20 protein-coding genes, 1 tRNA gene and 1 rRNA gene are annotated in these 19,029 nt (G+C 68.4%); 2 read left to right on the top strand and 20 right to left on the bottom strand.

Annotated elements, in window-relative coordinates; translation table 11 throughout:
- Positions 1–12 precede the first annotated feature (12 nt).
- Positions 13–189 (top strand): hypothetical protein, encoded by a 177-nt coding sequence (locus SLQ33_RS04170; RefSeq protein WP_319452496.1) that lies wholly within the window; start codon positions 13–15, stop codon positions 187–189.
- 165 nt (positions 190–354) lie between these two features.
- Here SLQ33_RS04170 and SLQ33_RS04175 read toward each other — a convergent pair.
- The 8 genes from SLQ33_RS04175 to SLQ33_RS04210 form a co-directional block, all read right to left on the bottom strand.
- Positions 355–431 (bottom strand) — tRNA-Pro (locus SLQ33_RS04175).
- Positions 432–517: 86 nt separating this feature from the next.
- On the bottom strand, positions 518–1,285 hold the full coding sequence (locus SLQ33_RS04180) for a sulfite exporter TauE/SafE family protein (protein ID WP_413467581.1): 768 nt from the start codon (positions 1,283–1,285) through the stop codon (positions 518–520).
- A gap of 60 nt (positions 1,286–1,345) precedes the next feature.
- The gene (der, locus tag SLQ33_RS04185) at positions 1,346–2,752 is read right to left on the bottom strand and encodes a ribosome biogenesis GTPase Der (RefSeq protein WP_319452498.1); all 1,407 of its coding nucleotides are present in this window, start codon (positions 2,750–2,752) and stop codon (positions 1,346–1,348) included.
- Positions 2,749–3,435 carry a (d)CMP kinase gene (gene cmk / locus SLQ33_RS04190; RefSeq protein ID WP_319452499.1) on the bottom strand — a complete coding sequence of 229 codons (687 nt, stop codon included), beginning with the start codon at positions 3,433–3,435 and terminating at the stop codon, positions 2,749–2,751. The genes der and cmk overlap by 4 nt, the downstream gene beginning before the upstream one ends.
- Complete coding sequence (locus SLQ33_RS04195; protein ID WP_319452500.1) at positions 3,432–4,178, bottom strand: pseudouridine synthase; 747 nt, start codon at positions 4,176–4,178, stop codon at positions 3,432–3,434. Before SLQ33_RS04195 ends, cmk begins: the two co-directional genes overlap by 4 nt.
- Position 4,179: 1 nt before the next feature.
- A complete protein-coding gene (scpB, locus tag SLQ33_RS04200; RefSeq protein WP_319452501.1) occupies positions 4,180–4,914 on the bottom strand; it encodes an SMC-Scp complex subunit ScpB in 735 nt (244 codons plus the stop codon).
- Positions 4,911–5,714, bottom strand: a complete 804-nt coding sequence (locus SLQ33_RS04205; protein ID WP_319452566.1) for a segregation/condensation protein A — start codon at positions 5,712–5,714, stop codon at positions 4,911–4,913. Before SLQ33_RS04205 ends, scpB begins: the two co-directional genes overlap by 4 nt.
- Before the next feature lie 11 nt (positions 5,715–5,725).
- The gene (locus SLQ33_RS04210) at positions 5,726–6,589 is read right to left on the bottom strand and encodes a ParA family protein (protein WP_319452502.1); all 864 of its coding nucleotides are present in this window, start codon (positions 6,587–6,589) and stop codon (positions 5,726–5,728) included.
- Positions 6,590–6,728: 139 nt separating this feature from the next.
- Here SLQ33_RS04210 and SLQ33_RS04215 point away from each other — a divergent pair, with 139 nt between their 5' ends.
- Entirely contained in the window at positions 6,729–7,481 is a 753-nt protein-coding gene (locus SLQ33_RS04215) for an O-methyltransferase (RefSeq protein WP_319452503.1), read from the top strand.
- 8 nt (positions 7,482–7,489) lie between these two features.
- Here the strand turns inward: SLQ33_RS04215 and xerD are convergent, their stop codons facing one another.
- The 12 genes from xerD to rrf form a co-directional block, all read right to left on the bottom strand.
- The gene (gene xerD, locus SLQ33_RS04220) at positions 7,490–8,470 is read right to left on the bottom strand and encodes a site-specific tyrosine recombinase XerD (protein ID WP_319452504.1); all 981 of its coding nucleotides are present in this window, start codon (positions 8,468–8,470) and stop codon (positions 7,490–7,492) included.
- Positions 8,467–9,087, bottom strand: coding sequence for an NUDIX hydrolase (locus SLQ33_RS04225; protein ID WP_319452505.1), 621 nt, complete (start codon positions 9,085–9,087; stop codon positions 8,467–8,469). The genes xerD and SLQ33_RS04225 overlap by 4 nt, the downstream gene beginning before the upstream one ends.
- Positions 9,080–10,840, bottom strand: coding sequence for a CTP synthase (locus SLQ33_RS04230; protein WP_319452506.1), 1,761 nt, complete (start codon positions 10,838–10,840; stop codon positions 9,080–9,082). Before SLQ33_RS04230 ends, SLQ33_RS04225 begins: the two co-directional genes overlap by 8 nt.
- Before the next feature lie 134 nt (positions 10,841–10,974).
- Positions 10,975–11,916 (bottom strand): copper transporter, encoded by a 942-nt coding sequence (locus tag SLQ33_RS04235; protein ID WP_319452507.1) that lies wholly within the window; start codon positions 11,914–11,916, stop codon positions 10,975–10,977.
- A gap of 31 nt (positions 11,917–11,947) precedes the next feature.
- A complete protein-coding gene (gene steA, locus SLQ33_RS04240; RefSeq protein ID WP_319452508.1) occupies positions 11,948–13,132 on the bottom strand; it encodes a putative cytokinetic ring protein SteA in 1,185 nt (394 codons plus the stop codon).
- 109 nt (positions 13,133–13,241) lie between these two features.
- Complete coding sequence (recN, locus tag SLQ33_RS04245) at positions 13,242–14,999, bottom strand: DNA repair protein RecN (protein ID WP_319452567.1); 1,758 nt, start codon at positions 14,997–14,999, stop codon at positions 13,242–13,244.
- Positions 14,999–15,922: an NAD kinase gene (locus SLQ33_RS04250; protein ID WP_319452509.1), complete on the bottom strand. Its 924-nt coding sequence runs from the start codon at positions 15,920–15,922 to the stop codon at positions 14,999–15,001. The genes recN and SLQ33_RS04250 overlap by 1 nt, the downstream gene beginning before the upstream one ends.
- Entirely contained in the window at positions 15,919–16,728 is an 810-nt protein-coding gene (locus SLQ33_RS04255; protein ID WP_319452510.1) for a TlyA family RNA methyltransferase, read from the bottom strand. The genes SLQ33_RS04250 and SLQ33_RS04255 overlap by 4 nt, the downstream gene beginning before the upstream one ends.
- A 5-nt stretch (positions 16,729–16,733) precedes the next feature.
- A complete protein-coding gene (locus SLQ33_RS04260; RefSeq protein ID WP_319452511.1) occupies positions 16,734–16,934 on the bottom strand; it encodes a hypothetical protein in 201 nt (66 codons plus the stop codon).
- 13 nt (positions 16,935–16,947) lie between these two features.
- On the bottom strand, positions 16,948–17,964 hold the full coding sequence (locus SLQ33_RS04265) for an HAD-IIA family hydrolase (RefSeq protein WP_319452512.1): 1,017 nt from the start codon (positions 17,962–17,964) through the stop codon (positions 16,948–16,950).
- 1 nt (position 17,965) lies between these two features.
- Positions 17,966–18,787, bottom strand: a complete 822-nt coding sequence (locus SLQ33_RS04270) for a tetratricopeptide repeat protein (protein WP_319452513.1) — start codon at positions 18,785–18,787, stop codon at positions 17,966–17,968.
- A gap of 139 nt (positions 18,788–18,926) precedes the next feature.
- Positions 18,927–19,029 (bottom strand): 5S ribosomal RNA (rrf, locus tag SLQ33_RS04275); the annotation flags it as partial.

Consider the following 19,029-nt stretch of genomic DNA (forward strand, 5'->3'; position numbering starts at 1 on the left):
TACCGTGACGACGTGACTGGCCTAAGCGCGGCCTCCGAGGTGATGAAGGCGTTGATCGCCATCGCCGGTGTCGATCAGCAGGAGGTGCTCGACGTGGCCGAGCGCGCTGTCGCCTGGCTGGAGGCGGGCGTGCACATCAAAGGCCGTGGCCGATCTGCTCGGCCACTCGTCGATCTCGATCACGGGTGATGTCTATGGGCACACCTCGGACTCGACGGCGCGGTCGGCGGTCGACGTCCTGGCCGATCAACTCGGGCTATCGGACTTCTGACCGCCGTTGCTATCCGAGAACATTTCAACGCAATTGAGGCCGCTCCCGCTTTCGCGAAAACCGCCCCTGAACTGCTCTAACTCTGGTCGGGCTGACAGGATTTGAACCTGCGACCACTTGACCCCCAGTCAAGTGCGCTACCAAGCTGCGCCACAGCCCGCGACACTGCCGGGATCGCCGGCAGCGGTCGAAATGCTACCGCAGCCACCACCTGCAATCCCAACCGCCGCCGTCGCGCGTCGGGTTCTAGATGTTCAGCAGTCGGTACAGCCCGATGAGCCCGACGACCACGATGACGACCCGAAGCATGTTCGGCGAGAGCTTCCGTCCGTAATGGGCTCCGAGAAACCCGCCGACCAGCGATCCGACCGCGATCAGCCCGGCCGCCAGCCAGCTGATCCGGTCGAACGCCACTAGCGTGTAGGCGGCCGCCGCGACGATGTTCACCAGCAGCGACAGCAGGTTCTTCGCCGCGTTCATGCGCTGCATCTCCTCGGGCAGCAGCGCACCCATCACCCCGATGAGCAGAATGCCTTGGGCTGCAGTGAAATAGCCGCCATACACGCCGACCGCGAACGTCCCGGCGACCAGCGCGGCCATTCGGCCCCTCGAGATGTGGTGCACCGACCGGCCAGCATCCTCCGCACGCGCCCGTGCCCACGCCTGAATCCGCGGGCCGAACACCACCAGCAGCAGTGCCCCGATGAGGAGCACCGGCACCACCGCGACGAACACCTTTTCGGGCAGATGCAGCAGCAGCCACGCGCCGACGCCCGCCCCGAGCAGCGAGCCCGGAATCTGCCAGCGCAGCCGGTCCCACTGGCCGCGCAGTTCCCGTCTATACCCCCATGTGCCCGAGATGCCTCCGGCCACCAGGCCTACCGCGTTGGACATCGTCGCGGTGACTGGCGGATAGCCGAGCGCGACCAGCGTGGGGAACGTGATGAGGGTGCCGGAGCCGACGACGGCGTTGATCGCGCCTGCGCCGACACCCGCCAGCGCGATGAGGATCATGTCGACGACGGGCACTGCCCGAACGTTAGCGGGTGCGGCTGGGAGCGCTGAAATCGCCTGCTAGCGCCTCGTCGACCGCTTCTCGCGGACCCGCACGTTGATCCGGATCGGGCTTCCGTCGAAACCGAACGTCTCGCGCAGCTTCCGCTCCAGGAACCTCCGGTAGCCGGCCTCCAGGAAGCCACTGGTGAATACCACGAACGTGGGCGGACGCGCCGTCGCTTGAGTGGCGAAGAGAATCTTGGGTTGCTTGCCGCCACGCACCGGCGGAGGCGTCGCGGCGACGATCTCCTTGAAGAAGGAGTTCAGCCGCCCCGTCGGGATGCGGGCGTCCCACGACTCGAGGGCAGCCTCCAGCGCAGGCACCAGCTTCTGCACCGCACGGCCGGTCATCGCCGAGATGTTCACCCGCTGCGCCCACTGCACCTGCGCCAGTTCGAGGTCGATCTCCCGGTCCAGCAGGTAGCGCCGGTCCTCGTCGACCAGGTCCCACTTGTTGAAGGCCAACACCAGCGCGCGGCCCGCCTCGATCACCATCGTCAGAATCCGTTGGTCCTGCTCGGTCAACGGCTGGGAGGCGTCGATCAGGACGATCACCACTTCGGCCGCATCGATGGCACCATGCGTGCGGACCGAGGCGTAGAACTCGTGTCCGCTGGCCTGTCCCACCTTCCGGCGCAGACCCGCGGTGTCGACGAATCGCCATGTCTTGCCGTCGAGTTCGATCAGCGAGTCCACCGGGTCGACGGTGGTGCCCGCCACGTCGTGCACCACCGACCGCTCGTCGCCCGCGAGCCGGTTCAGCAGCGAACTCTTGCCCACGTTCGGCTTGCCGACCAACGCCACTCGCCTGGGTCCGCCACCGCCCGAACCGACTTCGGACGCCGCGGGCAGCACCTCGAGGACGGCGTCGAGCAGGTCGGCCACTCCCCGGCCGTGCATCGCGCTGACCGGATGAGGCTGCCCCAACCCGAGCGACCACAGCGCGGACGCCTCGGCCTCCACGCGTTCGTTGTCCACCTTGTTGGCGGCGAGGAACACCGGCTTGCCCGAGCGCTGCAGCCGCTTGGCCGCAGCCTCGTCGGCCGAGGTGGCACCAACGACCGCGTCGACCACCAGGATGATCGCGTCAGCCGTCCGCATCGCCACCGACGCCTGCTCGGCGACCAACTGCTGCAGCCCCTTCGCGTCGGGCTCCCAACCGCCGGTGTCCTGCACCATGAAGCGCCGACCCAACCAGCTCGCGTCGTAGGACACCCGGTCCCTGGTCACACCGGGGATGTCCTGCACGACGGCTTCGCGGCGCCCGAGGATGCGGTTGACCAGCGTCGACTTGCCTACGTTGGGCCGTCCGACCACCGCGACGACCGGTGGTGGGGCGTACTCCTCCTCCAGGTCGGCGGCGACGACGTCCCCGTCGAGCTGCCAGTCGCCCTCGTCGACCCAGGTGCCGTCCGACTCGCTCATCGATGAACCCCGGCACGCTGTTGCACCAGCTCCAGCAGGTGGGCGATGGTCTGCGTTTCCGTCCAATCGCTGCTGTCCACGACCACCGCGTCCTCGGCAGCGCGCAGCGGCGAGACGGCCCGCGTCGAGTCGAGATGATCACGGCGACGGACGTCCGCGAGTACCGCGTCGTAGTCGTCGTTCAGCCCGGCGGCGACGTTCTGGTCGTTGCGCCGACGCGCACGTTCCTCGGCCGACGCCGTCAGGAAGACCTTGACGTCTGCGTCCGGTAGCACGACCGTCCCGATGTCGCGTCCCTCGACGACGACGCTCCCGTTCCCATCGGCCAGTTCACGCTGCCGTTGGACGAGCAGCGTCCGCACCGCGGGTACCGCCGACACGGCGGAAACGGCGGCAGTCACCGCGTCGCCGCGTATCTCCACCGAAACGTCTTCTCCCGCAAGAAAGGCGAGATCCTCGTCGGGGTCGAACCCGACGGCCAAGTCCACCAGTGGCGCCAGGTTGCCGATCGCGTCGGCGTCCGCGAGGTCGACACCCGCACGCAGCACCGCCAACGTCACGACCCGATACATCGCACCGGTGTTCAGGTAGCGCGCCTCCAGCGCACGCGCCAAACCCCTTGACACTGAGGACTTTCCGGTCCCCGCCGGTCCGTCGACGGCAATCGTCAGCGCCCCGTTCACAGCCCCACCGCCTTGTACAGTTCGCCGATCTCCTTGCGCGTCAACACCCTAATGCTTCCCGGTCGCTGCTCCCCCAGTGCCACCGTGCCGATGTCGGTGCGCACCAATTCCTCGACGGGGAACCCGACCTCCTTCAGCATTCGGCGCACGATGCGCTTGCGGCCCTCGTGCAGGGTGACTCGCACCAGGGACTTGCCGGGCACCGCGTCCACCAGAGCGAAGTCGTCGACGCGGGCTGGCCCGTCGTCCAACTCCACGCCGTCCTTGAGCTTGCGGCCCAATCCCCTTGGTACGGAGCCCTTCACCGTGGCCAGGTAGGTCTTCGGGATCTCGTAGGACGGGTGCATCAGACGGTGCGCAAGCTCGCCGTCATTGGTCAGCAAGATCAGTCCCTCGGTGTCGGCGTCGAGCCGTCCGACGTGGAACAGCTTCTTGTTGCCGCGGACCCGATGTTCGATCAGGTCGCCGATGCACGGCCGGCCCTGGTCGTCCGACATCGTCGAGTGCATCCCGCGCTCCTTGTTGACCGCGAGGTAGACCATCGTGTCGTCGACCTGGATCCGGGCGCCGTCCACCCGGATCACCGAGGCGTCGGGATCGACCCGGGTGCCCTGTTCGGTGACGATGGACCCATCGACCTCGACGCGACCGTCGCGAATCATCTTCTCCGCCACGCGCCGCGACGCGACACCGGCCTGCGACAACACCTTCTGCAGCCGGACACCATCAGTTCCGTCGGTCACGTCAGTCCTTGTCCACGTCGAAGGACAGCGGCTGCGCCGAGGAGGGCGCCCCGCCCAACTTGACGAATCGGGGCTCTTCACCGAGGGATTCGGTGATGTCGTCGATGTTGTCGACATCCGGCAGCAGTGGCGCGATGTTGGGCAGGTCGACAAGCGACGTCAGGCCCAGCCGCTCGAGGAACAGTTCGGTGGTCGCGAACGCCGCCGCGCCGGTATCGGAATCCACCCCGGCCTCGGTGATCAGCCCGCGGGCCAACAGCGTCCGCATCACCGCGTCGACGTTGACGCCACGCACCGCACTGACCCGAGCTCGGGTCACCGGCTGCCGGTACGCGACGACGGCCAGCGTCTCCAGCGCCGCCCGCGTCAGCTTCGACCGGGCCCCGTCGAGCAGCAGCCGCTCGACGTACGGCGCATAGCGCGCGCGGGTGTACATACGCCACCCGCCGCCCGCCTCGCGCAGCTCGATCCCGCTGTCGCGCGCGGCCAGCTCGTCGGCCATCAGCCGCAACTTCGCCGCGACGCGGTACGCCGGTTGATCGATCGCCCCCGCGAGCGCATCGACCGTCACCGGCGTGTCCACGACGAGCAGCAGCGCCTCGAGCGCGGCACCGAGCTCGGAGTCCTCCAATTCGGGGGTTTCCGCGACGTCGATGCCGAGGTCCTCGCCGAGGTCGTCGTCAATCACGTCCTCCGAGGACCCCACCACAATGTCGTCTGACACGTCTTCAGTCATGAGTCTTCTTCCACCGCGGCGGCCAAGTGCTCGTCTGTCGGCCGATCCCCGGTCCACGAAACTTGCAGCACACCAAGCGGTTCTACTTGGTCAAATGCTACCGCCCGCGCCCGATACAGATCGAGCAGCGCCATGAAACGGCCCACGATCTCGATCGTCGCCTCGCAGTCGGACACCAGATCCGAGAACGTCGCCCACTGCCCGACGCCACGAAGGGTCAGTATCTCCAGCAACCGCTGCGCCTGCTCCTGCACTGAGACTCCGGAGACATGCAGGTGGTCCAAGGCCACGGTCGGCACGGGCCGCGGCGTGAACGTGGTGGCGGCGATCTGAGCGAAGCTATGGGCGTCCACCCCCAACATGACCTCGGGCAGCAGTTCGGCGAAGCGATCCTCGAGGGACACCGACCGCGGGTAGCTGCGCAGCGCGGCCGCCTCGAGTTCGGCGAACATCACCGCGACGTGCTTGAACGCGCGGTACTGCAGCAGCCGGGCGAACAGCAGGTCGCGCACCTCGAGTAGCGCAAGGTCCTCCTCGTCGTGCACCTCCCCGGAGGGCAGCAGGCGCGCGGCCTTGAGGTCCAGCAGCGTCGCGGCGATCACCAGAAACGCGGTGGTCTCGTCGAGGCCCAACAGTGGGCCGATCTCCTTGGTGTAGGCGATGAAGTCGTCGGTCACCGTGTGCAACGCCACCTCGGTGACGTCGAGCCGGTGGGCGAAGATCAGCTGCAGCAGGAGGTCGAACGGCCCCTCGAAATTGGATAGCCGGACCTTGAAACCTGTCTGTGGCGAGTCCGACATCGACTCGGAGGTCACGCGCCGAACCGGTCGATGACCTCGCGCGCCAACGACCGATATGCCTGGGCGCCACCAGATTTCGGTGCCCAGGTGGTGATCGGCTCGCCCGCGACGCTGGTCTCGGGGAAGCGCACCGTTCGAGTGATCACGGTATCGAACACCAGGTCGCCGAATCGCTCGATCACGCGGGCCATCACCTCGCGGGCGTTCACCGTCCTGGTGTCGAAGCGCGTGATGAGGATGCCGCTGATGTCCAGTTTCGGGTTGAGCCGGTCGCGGACCTTGGCGACGGTGTCGGTGAGCAGGGCCAGGCCACGTAGCGAGAAGTACTCGCACTCGGTGGGGATGATGACGCCGTCCGAGCAGGCCAACCCGTTGACGGTGAGCAACCCCAGCGATGGCTGGCAGTCGATCAGCACGTAGTCGTAGCGGTCCAGCACTGGGTGCAGGGAGCGTGCCAGCGACTGCTCACGGCCCACCTCGTTGACGAGCTGGATCTCGGCGGCCGACAGGTCGATGTTGCTCGGCACCAGGTCCATGCCCTTGACGCGGGTCTTGATGATCACGTCGTCGATGGACACGCGCGGCTCGATGAGCAGGTTGTGCACCGTGTGGTCCAGCTCGTAGTGCGGCACGCCCAGTCCCGCCGACAGCGCGCCCTGCGGGTCGAGGTCGACCAGCAACACCCGGCGGCCATACTCGGCGAGGCTCGCACCGAGGTTGATCGTCGACGTGGTCTTGCCGACGCCACCCTTCTGGTTGCACATCGCGATGACCTTGGCCGGCCCGTGCACGCTCCTGGGCTTCGGTTCGGGGATCACCCGGGGCGGACGCCCGGTCAGACCGGTGCCGTCGGAACCACCCGCGTCCTCGGTCATGCGAGACCGCCGCTGGTCAGGCGACCCACACCCATGGCGAACATCCGGAGAAGTCTAACCGTTGAGCAGGCCAGGAATGACCGACCCGCGGGCAACGTGCCCGATCGATTCGGTGGGCCGCCCACCTAGGGTGGGCACTATGAGCCTCAAACAGCGCATCCCACTCCTCCGCTGGTCGTTTCTGCGACTCGCGGTCGGCGCCCGCAACATCTCGACGACGGGTCAGATCGGCGACGGACGCGAGGCTGCCGCCGTCGACTACGTGCTCGCCAACGCCCGCCAGGGCGACGTCGACGACGTCCTGGCAACGATCGACAAATTCGCCTACGAGCAATCATTTCTGATCAACGTCGGCGACGAGAAGGGCGCACTCCTCGACGCCGCCGTCCGTCGCGCCGACCCGAAACTCGCGCTGGAGCTGGGCACCTACGTCGGCTACAGCGCGCTGCGCATCGCCGGGGCGGCGCCCAACGCGAGGGTGTACTCCGTCGAATTGGCCGAGGCCAACGCCGCCAACGCGCGCCGCATCTGGGAGCACGCCGGTGTGGGCGACCGGGTGACCTGCGTGGTCGGCACCATCGGCGACGGCGGCAAGACGCTGGACGCGCTGGCCGGCGCGCCGGGCTTCGGTGCCGGCGCACTCGACTTCGTGTTCATCGACCACGAGAAGAGGGCCTACGTCACCGACCTGCAGAGCATCCTGGACCGCGGCTGGCTGCATACCGGCTCGATCGTCGTCGCCGACAACGTCAAGATGCCGGGCGCCCCGAAGTACCGCGCATACATGCAGGAGCAGCAGGGCAAGAAGTGGAACACCGTCGAGCACAAGACCCACGGCGAGTACCAGACGCTGATCGCCGACCTGGTGTTGGAGTCCGACTACCTGGGCTGACGGATCGGCTACCGCGCCCGCGGATGGGCCCCGGCCCAGACCTCGCGCAGCGTCGAGACGGTGACCAGCGTGTAGATCTGCGTCGTCGTCACCGATGCGTGGCCGAGCAGCTCCTGCACGACGCGGACGTCGGCGCCGCCCTCAAGCAGATGGGTGGCGAACGAGTGCCGCAGCGTGTGCGGCGACACCGCGGCCGAGATCCCGGCCCTTGCCGCAGTGTCCTGCAGCACTTGCCACGCGCTTTGGCGGGACAGCCGTCCGCCGCGCGCGTTGAGGAAGATCGCGGCGGTGCCCTTGCCCCGCCGCGCCAGGTCGGGACGACCGCGCACCAGGTAGGCGTCCAGCGCGCTGACCGCCGGGCGCCCGATGGGGACCAGCCGCTGCTTGTCGCCCTTGCCCCGCAGCAGCACCGACCGCGTGTGGGTGTCGACGTCGTCGACGTCCAACCCGACGGCCTCGGAGATCCGGGCTCCGGTCGAGTACAGCACCTCGAGCAGGGCCCGGTTGCGCAGCGTCAGCGGGCCGTCGGCCTCACTGTCGCCACCGGCGCCCTCGAGCAGGGCCAGCACCTCGTCGAGCGTGAGGCTCTTCGGCAGCCGGCGACTGGGCGTCGGCGGCTTGACTGCGCGTGCGACGTCGAGCGCCGCGAAACCCTCGGCGGCGGCGAAGCGGTGCAGTCCCCGCACCGCGATGAGCGCGCGGGCGGCCGAGACCGCCGACAACGGCAGCGCGCCGTTGTCCGGGTCGCCACGCCGCAGCGCCACCAGGAAGTCGCTGACGTCGGTCTCGGCCACCGCGGCGAGGTCGTCGATCCCGCGTTCGGTGAGGTGTGCGGTGTACCGGCGCAGGTCGCGGCGGTACGAGCTGAGTGTGTTGGCCGCCACGCCGCGTTCGATGGTCAGGTGGTCGAGGTAGCCCTGAAGCTGGTCGTCCAAGGCACACCGGAACGGCGATGAGCCGCTTGCGCGAAGAGCAGACAATGTGGTCATCGCACAGCCTGGCGGGCCCGGAACTTGGTCGACCGATCCACCCACGGAGCGTCGACGGACCGGAGCGACTCGGCGTCGCCCATCGCGTGGGCGGCCAGAATCCCCGCCACGGCAAGGGAATTGACGATCTCGCCTGCGAACACCAGGTCGACGGCCTCGCTCAGCGGCATCCTGCGCACCGTGAGATCGGCTTCCTCGTCGTGAGCCTCGGGGCGGCCGACGTCGGTGAGCCCAGTGGCCAGGAACACCCGCACGCTCTCGTCGCTGAATCCGGGTGCCGAGATGACGTCGACGAGGACGTGCCACTGCTCGGCGGCCAGGCCCGCTTCTTCCTCGAGTTCGCGGGCCGCGGTGACGTGCGGCGGTTCGTCGCCCATGTCGAGCAGCCCGGCGGGCAACTCCCACAGCCTGCGCTCGACGGGGTGGCGGTACTGATGGACCAGCACGACGTCGCCGGCCTCGTCGAGCGCCACGATGGCGACGGCACCGAAGTGTTCGACCACTTCGCGGCGGGCGGTGCCGCCGCCCGGCATGAGCACCTCGTCGGCGCGGAGCGCGAAGATCTTTCCTACGTGCAGGGTTTGGCTGGAGACCGTCGTGAATTCGTGCTCAGCCACGGTGCACGGGCTCTTGCAGCCGCTGCCCGACGTCGTCGGTGTGTTCGGCACCGTTGGCACGCTGCTCGGCCAGTTCCATGGGCAGCCGCTCTGCGGCCTTGTAGTCCAGCGCCGCGCCGACGAAGCCGACGAACAGCGGATGCGGCCGGGTGGGCCGGCTCTTGAGCTCCGGGTGCGCCTGGGTACCCACCAGGAACGGGTGGACGTCGCGCTCGTACTCCACGAACTCGACGAGCTGGCCGTCGGGTGACGTGCCCGAGAAGCGCAGGCCGCTCTCGGCGATCTTGTCGCGGTAGGCGTTGTTGACCTCGTAGCGGTGGCGGTGTCGCTCGGACACCTCGGTGCCGCCGTAGGCCGTCGCCACGATCGAATCTGGTTGCAGCACAGCCGGATAGGCACCAAGGCGCATGGTGCCGCCGAGGTCGGCCTCGCCCGCCACGATGTGCTCCTGCTCGGCCATCGTGGCGATCACCGGATCCGGGGTGTCGGGATCGAACTCCGCCGAGCTGGCGTGCGTCAGCCCCACCGAGCGGGCGGCTTCGATGACGATGCACTGCAGGCCCAGACACAGCCCCAGCACGGGCACGCCCTGCTTGCGAGCGAACTTGATGGCGCCGATCTTGCCTTCGATGCCCCGGATCCCGAACCCGCCGGGGATGAGCACGCCGTGGACGTCGTTGAGTGCCGCCGACGCCGTCGCATCGGTTTCGCAGTCGTCGGAGGCGACCCACCGAATTTCGACCTTCGCGTGGTGCTTGAACCCGCCCGCGCGCAGCGCCTCGGCGACGGACAGGTAGGCGTCGGACAGGTCGATGTACTTGCCCACCAGCGCAATCCGAACGGTTTCCTGCGGTTCGTGCACCCGCCGAAGCAGGTCGTCCCACTCGGTCCAGTCGACGTCGCGGAACGGCAGGCTGAGCCGGCGCACCACGTACGCGTCGAGCTCCTCGCGGTGCAGCACCTTCGGGATGTCGTAGATGGACGGCGCGTCGGGGGTGGAGATGACGCCGTCGATGTCGACGTCGCACATCAGCGCGATCTTGTTCTTCAGCGGTTCGGGCACGTCTCGGTCACAGCGCAGGATCAGCGCGTCGGGGCTGATGCCGATGCTGCGCAGCGCGGCCACCGAGTGCTGCGTGGGTTTGGTCTTCAGCTCGCCAGACGGCGCCAGGTAGGGCACCAGCGACACGTGCAGGAAGAACACGTTGTCTCGGCCCACCTCGTGGCGGACCTGACGGGCGGCCTCCAGGAAGGGCAGCGACTCGATGTCACCGACCGTGCCGCCGATCTCGGTGATCACCACGTCGGGCCGGTTGCCGTCGGCGTCGGGCTCTGCCATGGCCAGGATGCGGCGCTTGATCTCGTCGGTGATGTGCGGAATCACCTGCACCGTGTCCCCGAGGTACTCACCGCGGCGCTCCTTGGCGATCACCGTCGAATACACCTGCCCCGTGGTGACATTCGCCGAGCCCGACAGGTTGCGGTCGAGGAACCGCTCGTAGTGCCCGACGTCGAGGTCGGTTTCCGCACCGTCCTCGGTGACGAACACCTCACCGTGCTGGAACGGGTTCATGGTCCCGGGGTCGACGTTGAGGTACGGGTCCAGCTTCTGCATCGTCACCTGGAGTCCGCGGGCGGTGAGCAGCTGACCGAGACTGCTTGCGGTCAGGCCCTTCCCGAGCGAGGACGCGACGCCCCCGCTGACGAAGAGGTGTTTGGTCGCGGACTGCGGATGCCTGCGTAACGATGGCAAGAGCAACCTCCCGTGGCAAAGGGGCAGGGCTTACTTTTCTAGGTCCGGCCTAGTTTCGGGGCCTGCCGACCCACGGAATCTCACCCTAACACCGACACCGACAAGCCGTCGTTGGCGCGCCGAGCGGAGTGGTTCTACTGAGGGACCGTCACCGACGTCGCGCCGCGGCCGACCCCGTACTGGCCCGGCCGACCGCCGCCGAGCAGTTCGCCCACCGCCAGCACGGAGGTGATCCGCCCGGACTGGCTGTCGACGTCGTCGACGGTGCTGACGGCCCCCGTCAGGCCGGCGTCGGACCTGGTCACGGCCACCGCGGCCGTTCCCGACGCGGAGCCGTCGCGCCCGGTGACAACCGTGCCTGCCCCGTGGGGCGCCAGCCCGGCCGCGAGCCGTGCGACCGTCGCGCCCTGGTTGCCTGCGTCCTCGCCGAGGGCGCCGCCGGTCACGATCACCGCCGCGTCCGCCACGCCGATCCGTTCCGACCCGTAGGTGATGAAGCCGGTGTCGCGCAGTGTGGCCAGCACCGTGTCCCGCTGGGTGTCGTCGACCACGGGTACGGCCGGGTTCTTGTCGCGCAGCAGCGTGATGCCGAGCAGATCTCCTGCCTGCGAGCCCTGGTCCACCAGCGTCGTGCTCAGTTGCCTGCCCGCGGGCACGATGGGCGAGTTGACGACCGACAGCAGCTTCTCGGAGGCATTGGCGTCGACGAACTGCTGGCTCAGTGCGATGGTCCCGGATACCGTCCCGCCGGCCTCCCCGACGAGCCGGACGACGGCGTCCACGTCGTCGCCGACGGCATCGGGAGTGCGCATCACCACCACCGACTTGCCCTTCAACGCCTCCCGCAGGATGCGGGGCGACATCATCGCGTCGAATTCACCGGCCGCGCCGAGCCTTTCGTTGAGCCCGTTCTTCTCGTCGGTGAGGCCGTTGATCTGGTTCTGCAGCTCCTTCTTGTCGTCACGCATCCCCGAGAGCAGCGTGTTCGACAGCAGACCAGAACCAAGGGCCACGCCGATGGCCAACGCGAGGAACACCGCGGCCAGTGAAATCGCATGGGAGCGTAGAGATATCACGAATCCTCCTCGGAGGTCGTCGGCTGGAAGGTCAGGTGACCAGGCCCTGCACCCACAGCGAGAACTGGTTCCAGTAGTCGGTGATCCACTGCAGCACCGCGGCGTCGGCTCGCGACACCCACAGCGCGGCGATGACGGCGATGAGCATCGCCAGCACCAGCAGTGCGATCGCGCCGCCGGACACCCGGCTGCGGTACAGCGTCGCGACGGCCTTCGCGTCGACCAGCTTCTCGCCGACCTTCAGCCGGGTCAGGAACGTCGACGGATTGCTTTGTGCGCGTGAGCGATCGAAGAACTCCTCGATGCTGGCACCGTGTCCTGCGGTGACGATGAGGGACGCCCCATGGTGGTCGGCCAACAGCAGCGCGAGGTCGGCGGCCGATCCCGCGGCGGGGAACGTCATCGCTCCTACGCCGAGGTCCTGGATGCGTTCCAGTCCCTTGGCGTGGCCGTCGGCATCGGCGGGCAGCACCACCTGCGCGCCGGACCGAAGCACCTCGACGCTCATCGTGTCGGGGTCGCCCACGATGAGTTGGGGTCGGTAGCCGGCCTTGCGCAGGATGTCGGCTCCCATGCCGACGCCGATGAGCACGGGTTGGTACTCCTTGATGAACGGCTTGAGCATTTTGAGGTCGTATTCGGCGCTGGGCTCCTCGGCGACCACGACGACGTGTCTGCGGTTCACGTCGACGTCGATGTCGGGGATCCCCATGCCGTCGATGAGCAACGGGCTCTCGCTGCGAATGAACTCGATGGTGTTGCCCGCGAACGCCTCGAGGTGCGCGACGAGTCCGCTCTTGGCCTCGTGCATCAATTCGTGGATCTCTTGGTCGGTGCGTTCGGTGCCAAGGGCGATGCGCCGGTCGCCCGCGTAGACGCCACCGTTGTGCAGCCGGATCCGCGCGCCGTCCTTGATCTTCTTGAAGACCTCGGGGCCCGTCTCGTCGATGAGCGTGATGTTGTTGTTGACGAGCACCTCGGGGCCGAGGTTCGGGTAGCGGCCCGAGATCGACGGAGAGGCGTTGACGACGGCAACCACTCCGGCCTCGACGAGCGCGTCGGCGGTGATGCGGTCGAGGTCGAGGGCGTCCATCACGACGATGTCGCCGGCGTTGACCCGACGTAGTAACCGATCGATGTCACGGTCGACACGGGCGGTACCCGTGACGCCCGGGCGGGGGCCGGCATTACGCGAGAGCAGCGCTGACATCTTCATTCCGACGATTCTGTCGGCCAACCCTCAAGTTGAGGTGGAGGCGCGCCGTAACACCAGCCTCAGAAGTTGTCTTTTGTCACATCTGCAACACACATTGGGTGTCGATTCATCACGCCACGTCGGTACGCGCCGACTCCAGCAGCTCCCGGGCATGCGCGCGCCCGCTGTCCGATTCGCCCAGCCCGGCCAGCATGCGCGCGAGCTCGGCGACCCGATCGTCGTCGTCCAGCCTGCGGACCTCGCTGGACTTGGCGCGGCCAGAGCCGCTGTCGACCACCAGGTGGACGTCGGCGTACGCGGCGACCTGAGGAAGATGTGTCACGACGATCACCTGATGGGTCTTGGCGAGCCTGGCCAGCCGCCGCCCGATCTGCACGGCCGCTCGGCCGCCGACGCCGGCGTCGACTTCGTCGAAGACCATGGTGGTGCCCTCGGCGGAGGCGGCCAGCACGACTTCCAGCGAGAGCATCACCCGCGACAGCTCACCGCCCGACGCGCTCTTGGCCAAGGGCAGTACGTCCGACCCCGAGTGCGGCGTGAAGCCGAACTCGACGGCGTCGACTCCGTCGTGCCCCGCGTGCACGACTTCACCGGACGCGACGGTGAGCGGCGCAGAGTCGTCGGGGCGGGCGGCCAGCGGCGACACCGAAATGCTGAACCCCGCGCCCGCCATCGCCAGCCCGGCCAACTCGGCCGTGACGTCCTTCGCCAACGACTTCGCGGCCTTGGTCCTGGCCTTGGTGATCGCGGCCGCGGCGTCGACGAGCTGGACCGCCAGTTCGTCCACCCGCTGTGCCAGCGCCACCAGCGTTTCCTCGGACACGTCGAGCTGTGCCAGCCGGTCGCGGGCTTCGCGGGCCCACAGCAGTACGCCGTCGATGTCGGCGGCGTACTTGCGCGTCAGCCCACGAAGGTCGGACTGACGGGCCAGCTTGCCTTCCAATGTGCTCGCGTCGCTGGGCAATTCAGCGAGGTAGCCCCCTAGTTCGGTCGACACGTCGCCGATGAGCGCCTGCGCCTCGCCGAGCCGCTCCGACAACGCACGAAGCGCCGCGTCGTCGGTGCCCGCCAAGGCCGCCCTGGCCCGCCCCACCCCGTCGGTGGCCGACGTCACCTCGGGACCGGGGTCGTCCAGCTCGCCGGAAAGGGCCAGCCTGGCGGTCTGGGCCGCCTCGCGCAGCGCGTCCAGCTCCGACAACCGCTGGATGTCGGCCACCAGCGCCTCGTCCTCGCCGGGTTGCGGTGCGGCAGCATCGATCTCGTTGAGCCCGAAGTGCAGCCGGTCCGCTTCCTGCGCGAGCTCGCGGGATCGCTGCCTGCGGTCGGTGAGATCGGCCCGCGCGCTCAGCCACTCGTCGCGCAGTCGCCGATAGCGGGTCAGCTGTGCGCCCAGGTCGACGGAGCGGTCCAGCGCGGCACGCTGCTCGTCCGGCCGCATCAACCGCAACTGATCGTTCTGGCCGTGCAGCGCAAGTAGTTCGGTGGTGAAGCCGCTCAACGACTTGGCGGGCACGCTGCGGCCGCCGAGATAGGCACGCGACGGCCCGTCACGGCTGACGGAGCGCGCGGCGATGACGCTGCCGTCGTCGTCGCGTTCGGCTCCCGAGGACTCCAGGATCTCGTCGACTCGCTCGCTGACCCCGTCGCCGAGCTCGACCGTCGTGAAGCGGCCCTCGACGACGGCGCGCTCCGATCCCGACCGCACTCGGGTCGCGTCGGCGCGCCCACCGCCGAGCAGGTGCAGCCCGGTGACGACCATGGTCTTGCCGGTGCCGGTCTCGCCGGTCAACACCGTCAGCCCGCGGCCGAACTCCGCGGTGGCTGCGTTGATGGCGCCGAGCGCCTCGATTCGGATCTCGGCGAGCACTACTGTCCGCGCCAACCCGTCACTGGCAGCCGGAACTTGCGTACCAGCCGATCGGTGAACGGCGCGCTGTCCAGCCGTACCCACTTCAGCGATGTGCCGCACCGGGTCACCTCGAGGCGCCCACCCGGCGGGATGACCATGTCGCGGCGGCCGTCGCAGAACACGAGCGCGTCATGCGTGTTGCCTTCGATCTCGATGGCGATGGCTGCGTCGGGACTGGTCACCATCGGCCGAGCGAACAGCGCGTGAGCATTGTTGGGCACCACCAGGATTGCCTCGAGGTCGGGCCACAGGATCGGCCCGCCGGCGGAGAATGCGTACGCCGTCGACCCCGTCGGCGTGGAGACGAGCACGCCGTCGCATCCGAACGACGACACCGGTCGACCGTCGACCTCCAGCACCACGTTGAGCACGCCCAGCCGTGGCCCCTTCTCGAGGCTGGCCTCGTTGAGCGCCCAACCACGTTGAGTGATCTTGCCGTCGATGCGCACGACGATGTCGAGGGTCATCCGCTCCTCGACGCGGTAGTCGCGTTTGATGACGTGGTCGAGCACGGTGTCGAGGGCGTCGGCCTCCGATTCGGCGAGGAAGCCGATGTGGCCCAGGTTGATCCCGAGCACGGGGATCTCCACGTTGCGGGCGAGCTCGGCGGCGCGCAGGAACGTGCCGTCACCGCCGAGGGCGAGCACCAGGTCGCAGCCCTCTGCGGCGCGTTCGTGAGCGTCGACCACCTCGATCTCGACCCCGAGCGCACGCATGTCGTCGGGAGCTAGGTGGAGCGGGCCCTTGTCGACGGCCTCGGCTGATAGCACGCGCAGTGCGATGCCGTTGTCGCCCAGCACCTTCTCGACACGCCGGGCGGTCTCCGTGGCCTCTTCCCTGCCGGTATGGACGACCAGCAGAACGGTCCGCTCGCACGTCATTGGGGGCCCTCGGCGACGGCGCGCGCCACGGCCGCCTCCAAAGCGTCGCCGTCGAGCGGACGATCGGTGCGTGCGCGCAGGTGGAGGAAGTACTCGACGTTGCCCGACGGGCCGGGCAGCGGGCTCGCGGTGACGTCGACGGTCTTCCAGTCGAGCGTGGCGGCCCTTCGCGCCACCCTCAGGACCGACTCGGTGCGCAGCGCGGGATCGCTGACGACGCCGCCTGCGCCAACGCGATCCTTGCCGACCTCGAACTGTGGCTTCACCATGGGAACGATATCGGCGTCGCCCGACGCGCACGCTGTCAGTGCGGGCAAGACTGTGGATAGCGAGATGAACGAGAGGTCGGCGACCACCACGTCGACGGGCCCCCCGATCGCCTCGGCCGTCAGATCGCGCACGTTGGTGCGCTCCTTCACGGTGACCCTCGGATCGGATCGAAGGGACCATGCGAGCTGGCCGTAGCCGACGTCCACTGCGACAACTTCGCGCGCTCCCCGATCCAGGAGGACCTCGGTGAAGCCGCCGGTCGACGCGCCGGCATCCAGGCAGCGCCGCTGGTCGACGGCCACCGCGAAGGCATCCAGCGCACCGTTGAGTTTGTGGGCGCCGCGGGACACCCAGTTGCGTTCATCCGCGTCGGCCACGATGAGCCTGGCATCGAGGGTGATCGCAGTGGCCGCCTTGGCCGCGGGAATCCCGTCGATGGACACGCGGCCTGCGCCGATCAGTTCCGCAGCCTGCTGACGCGATCGCGCCAGTCCGCGGCGGACAAGCTCGGCATCAACGCGAGCACGCCGTGTCACATGAACTACCTCTCGATGCTCGCGTCCGGTGCGTTTCCGCTCACCGGGTTCCGCTCCACCGCCTGCAGCGCGTCAACCAGCAGGTCGTGCGCCTCCTCCAGCCGCGACGCGATCGCCTCGATGTCGGCTTCTGGAGCGTCCGGTTCGGGAAGGTCGGCGAGCAATGCCGCGACGTCGACGCGGACCTGGTCGGGATCGGTACTCATGTCGACACTCACGCTAGTCGATTGCGCCCTGGAGCAGTGACCAACGCTCCAGCGCCTGGCGCGCCGTGGGGTCGCCTGCCGCGACGGCGGGTGGCCGGCCGTTCCATCCCGAGCTCCAGATGGCATTGGCCGTCGCGCGGACCACCGTCAGCGGGTCCTGCGTCTCCTGACCGGTCCACATCACGGTCACCCCGTTGGGATCGACCTCGACGTGCCACGCCGGATGCGGCCCGACGCGGAGTGTGTCGCTATGCGCGTCGAGCGAACGCAGGTCGGGGGCAACGAAGTTCGGGCGTTCCTCGGGGATGGCGAACACCATGTCCGCCGCGGAGCTCACGCCGCTGAGCACCAGCAGACTGGGCAGTCCCGCCGCGTTGGCGCCCGCGATGTCGGTGTCCAGGCGGTCACCGACCACCAGCGGGTTCTCGAAGCGTCCGCGGCCAAGGGCATCGGTCAGCAAGGTGGGTTCGGGCTTGCCTGCCACCTGGGGTTCGCGGTCGGTGGCGGTACGCAATGCGGCGACCATCGAGCCGTTGCCGGGCAGCAGCCCACGCTCGGAGGGCAGGGTGCGGTCGACGTTGGCGGCGACCCAGAGCGCTCCGGAGCGGATCGCCAGCGCAGCTTCCGCGAGGTCCGACCAGCCCGTCTCCGGTGAGTGGCCCTGGACGACCGCGACCGGGTCGTCCGAGTACTGCCGCACCGGCCGAAGCCCGACGTTGCGGACCTCGGTTGCCAGCGATTCGGTCCCGATGATGAGAACGTTTGAGCCCGAGGGCAATTGGGCCGCAAGGAGGCGCGACGCGCTCTGCGCGCTGGTGACGACGTCGGTGGGCTCGGCGGCGAATCCCAGCGCGATGAGGTGTTGTGCGACTTCTTCCGGGCCACGTGAGGCGTTGTTGGTGACGTAGAAGGTGCGGGACTCGATGCCAGCCAGGGTCTCGACGGCTCCGAGCGTGGCCTGCTGGCCGCGGAAGACGGTTCCATCGAGGTCGAGCAGCAGGCAGTCGTGCTCTTGGGCGAGCGTCGTCACCTCAGGCGAGCTCCGTGACGCGATCCTCGGCGTCGGTGACGCCGTCGACGTCGGCTGCCGCGGCCTTCAAGAAACCTTGCACCGCGTCGTCCTGGCGGCCAAGGGCGAGAAGCGTTTCGGCATAGGCGTAGAACAGGCGCGCCGCGGTCTGGCCGGTTCTCGTCGGGTCGAGCGGCGGTGACGACAACACCGAGAGCGCCTGCTCGAACTGGCCGAGGTCGGACCGTGCGCCGGCGATCACGATGCGTAGTTCGTCGGCATCGTCTCCGGTGAGTTGTTCGGCTTCGGCGGAGCGAGCGAGTTCGATGGCCCGCTCGGGCCGCCCGACGCCTCGTTCGCAGTCGGCGATGAGTGCCAGAAGCGGTGAGCGGCTGCCCATTCGGCGGGCCGCGCGCAGCTCGGCGAGCGCCTGCGCCCAGTCGCCGCAGCGATAGGCGGCGATGCCCACCGCCTCGCGTACCGCAGCGATGCGCCCCGACCTGGCCCGGGCTGCCTGCGCGTGAGCCAGCGCGGCTTCGGGATCCTCGTCCAGCAGATCACCCGCGGCGACGAGGTGACGTGCGACGTAGTCGGCGGTGGCCTTGTCCAGCGTGGTCAGCTCACCGCGGATGTCGGGCGCTAGCTGCTTGGCGTCGATGTCGGAGGGAATCGAAGGGCCGGCCGGACCGTCGCCTTGGGGCCTCGGTTGTGCGGAGCGGGCACGATTGGGCCCCGACGTCCGTGGCGCGCCACGTCGGTCGCCATTCCGCGAGCCGCCGGCGCTGGGCGACCGCCGTGGGCGCCGCTCGTCACCACCACTGGCTTGCCGGTCCTGAGGAGCCACCGTTTGCCTTCCTGTCAGCACTGTCCCGCAAAGGATACGGTGGAATTCGTGGGTCCGCGATAAATGGTCATTCTCATTGAATTGATTGGTGAAATAGAATTACCCCCCAATTTGCATTGGGGGGTAATTCATAAAGGGTGTTCGGCGGTGTCCTACTTTTCCGACCGGAGGGTCAGTATCATCGGCGCTGGTAGGCTTAGCTTCCGGGTTCGGGATGGGTCCGGGCGTTTCCCTGCCGCTGT

The sequence above is a fragment of the Mycobacterium sp. RTGN6 genome, from assembly GCF_033804605.1.
GTDB lineage: Bacteria > Actinomycetota > Actinomycetes > Mycobacteriales > Mycobacteriaceae > Mycobacterium.

Coding starts and splice junctions, on each gene's coding strand:
- SLQ33_RS04205 (WP_319452566.1), bottom strand. CDS start 5,714: ATGTCGGACTCGCCACAGACAGGTTTCAAGGTCCGGCTATCCAATTTC.
- SLQ33_RS04250 (WP_319452509.1), bottom strand. CDS start 15,922: ATGACGTGCGAGCGGACCGTTCTGCTGGTCGTCCATACCGGCAGGGAA.
- scpB (WP_319452501.1), bottom strand. CDS start 4,914: ATGACTGAAGACGTGTCAGACGACATTGTGGTGGGGTCCTCGGAGGAC.
- der (WP_319452498.1), bottom strand. CDS start 2,752: ATGAGCGAGTCGGACGGCACCTGGGTCGACGAGGGCGACTGGCAGCTC.
- xerD (WP_319452504.1), bottom strand. CDS start 8,470: ATGACCACATTGTCTGCTCTTCGCGCAAGCGGCTCATCGCCGTTCCGG.
- SLQ33_RS04260 (WP_319452511.1), bottom strand. CDS start 16,934: ATGAGTACCGATCCCGACCAGGTCCGCGTCGACGTCGCGGCATTGCTC.
- SLQ33_RS04180 (WP_413467581.1), bottom strand. CDS start 1,285: ATGATCCTCATCGCGCTGGCGGGTGTCGGCGCAGGCGCGATCAACGCC.
- SLQ33_RS04210 (WP_319452502.1), bottom strand. CDS start 6,589: ATGACCGAGGACGCGGGTGGTTCCGACGGCACCGGTCTGACCGGGCGT.
- SLQ33_RS04215 (WP_319452503.1), top strand. CDS start 6,729: ATGAGCCTCAAACAGCGCATCCCACTCCTCCGCTGGTCGTTTCTGCGA.
- steA (WP_319452508.1), bottom strand. CDS start 13,132: ATGAAGATGTCAGCGCTGCTCTCGCGTAATGCCGGCCCCCGCCCGGGC.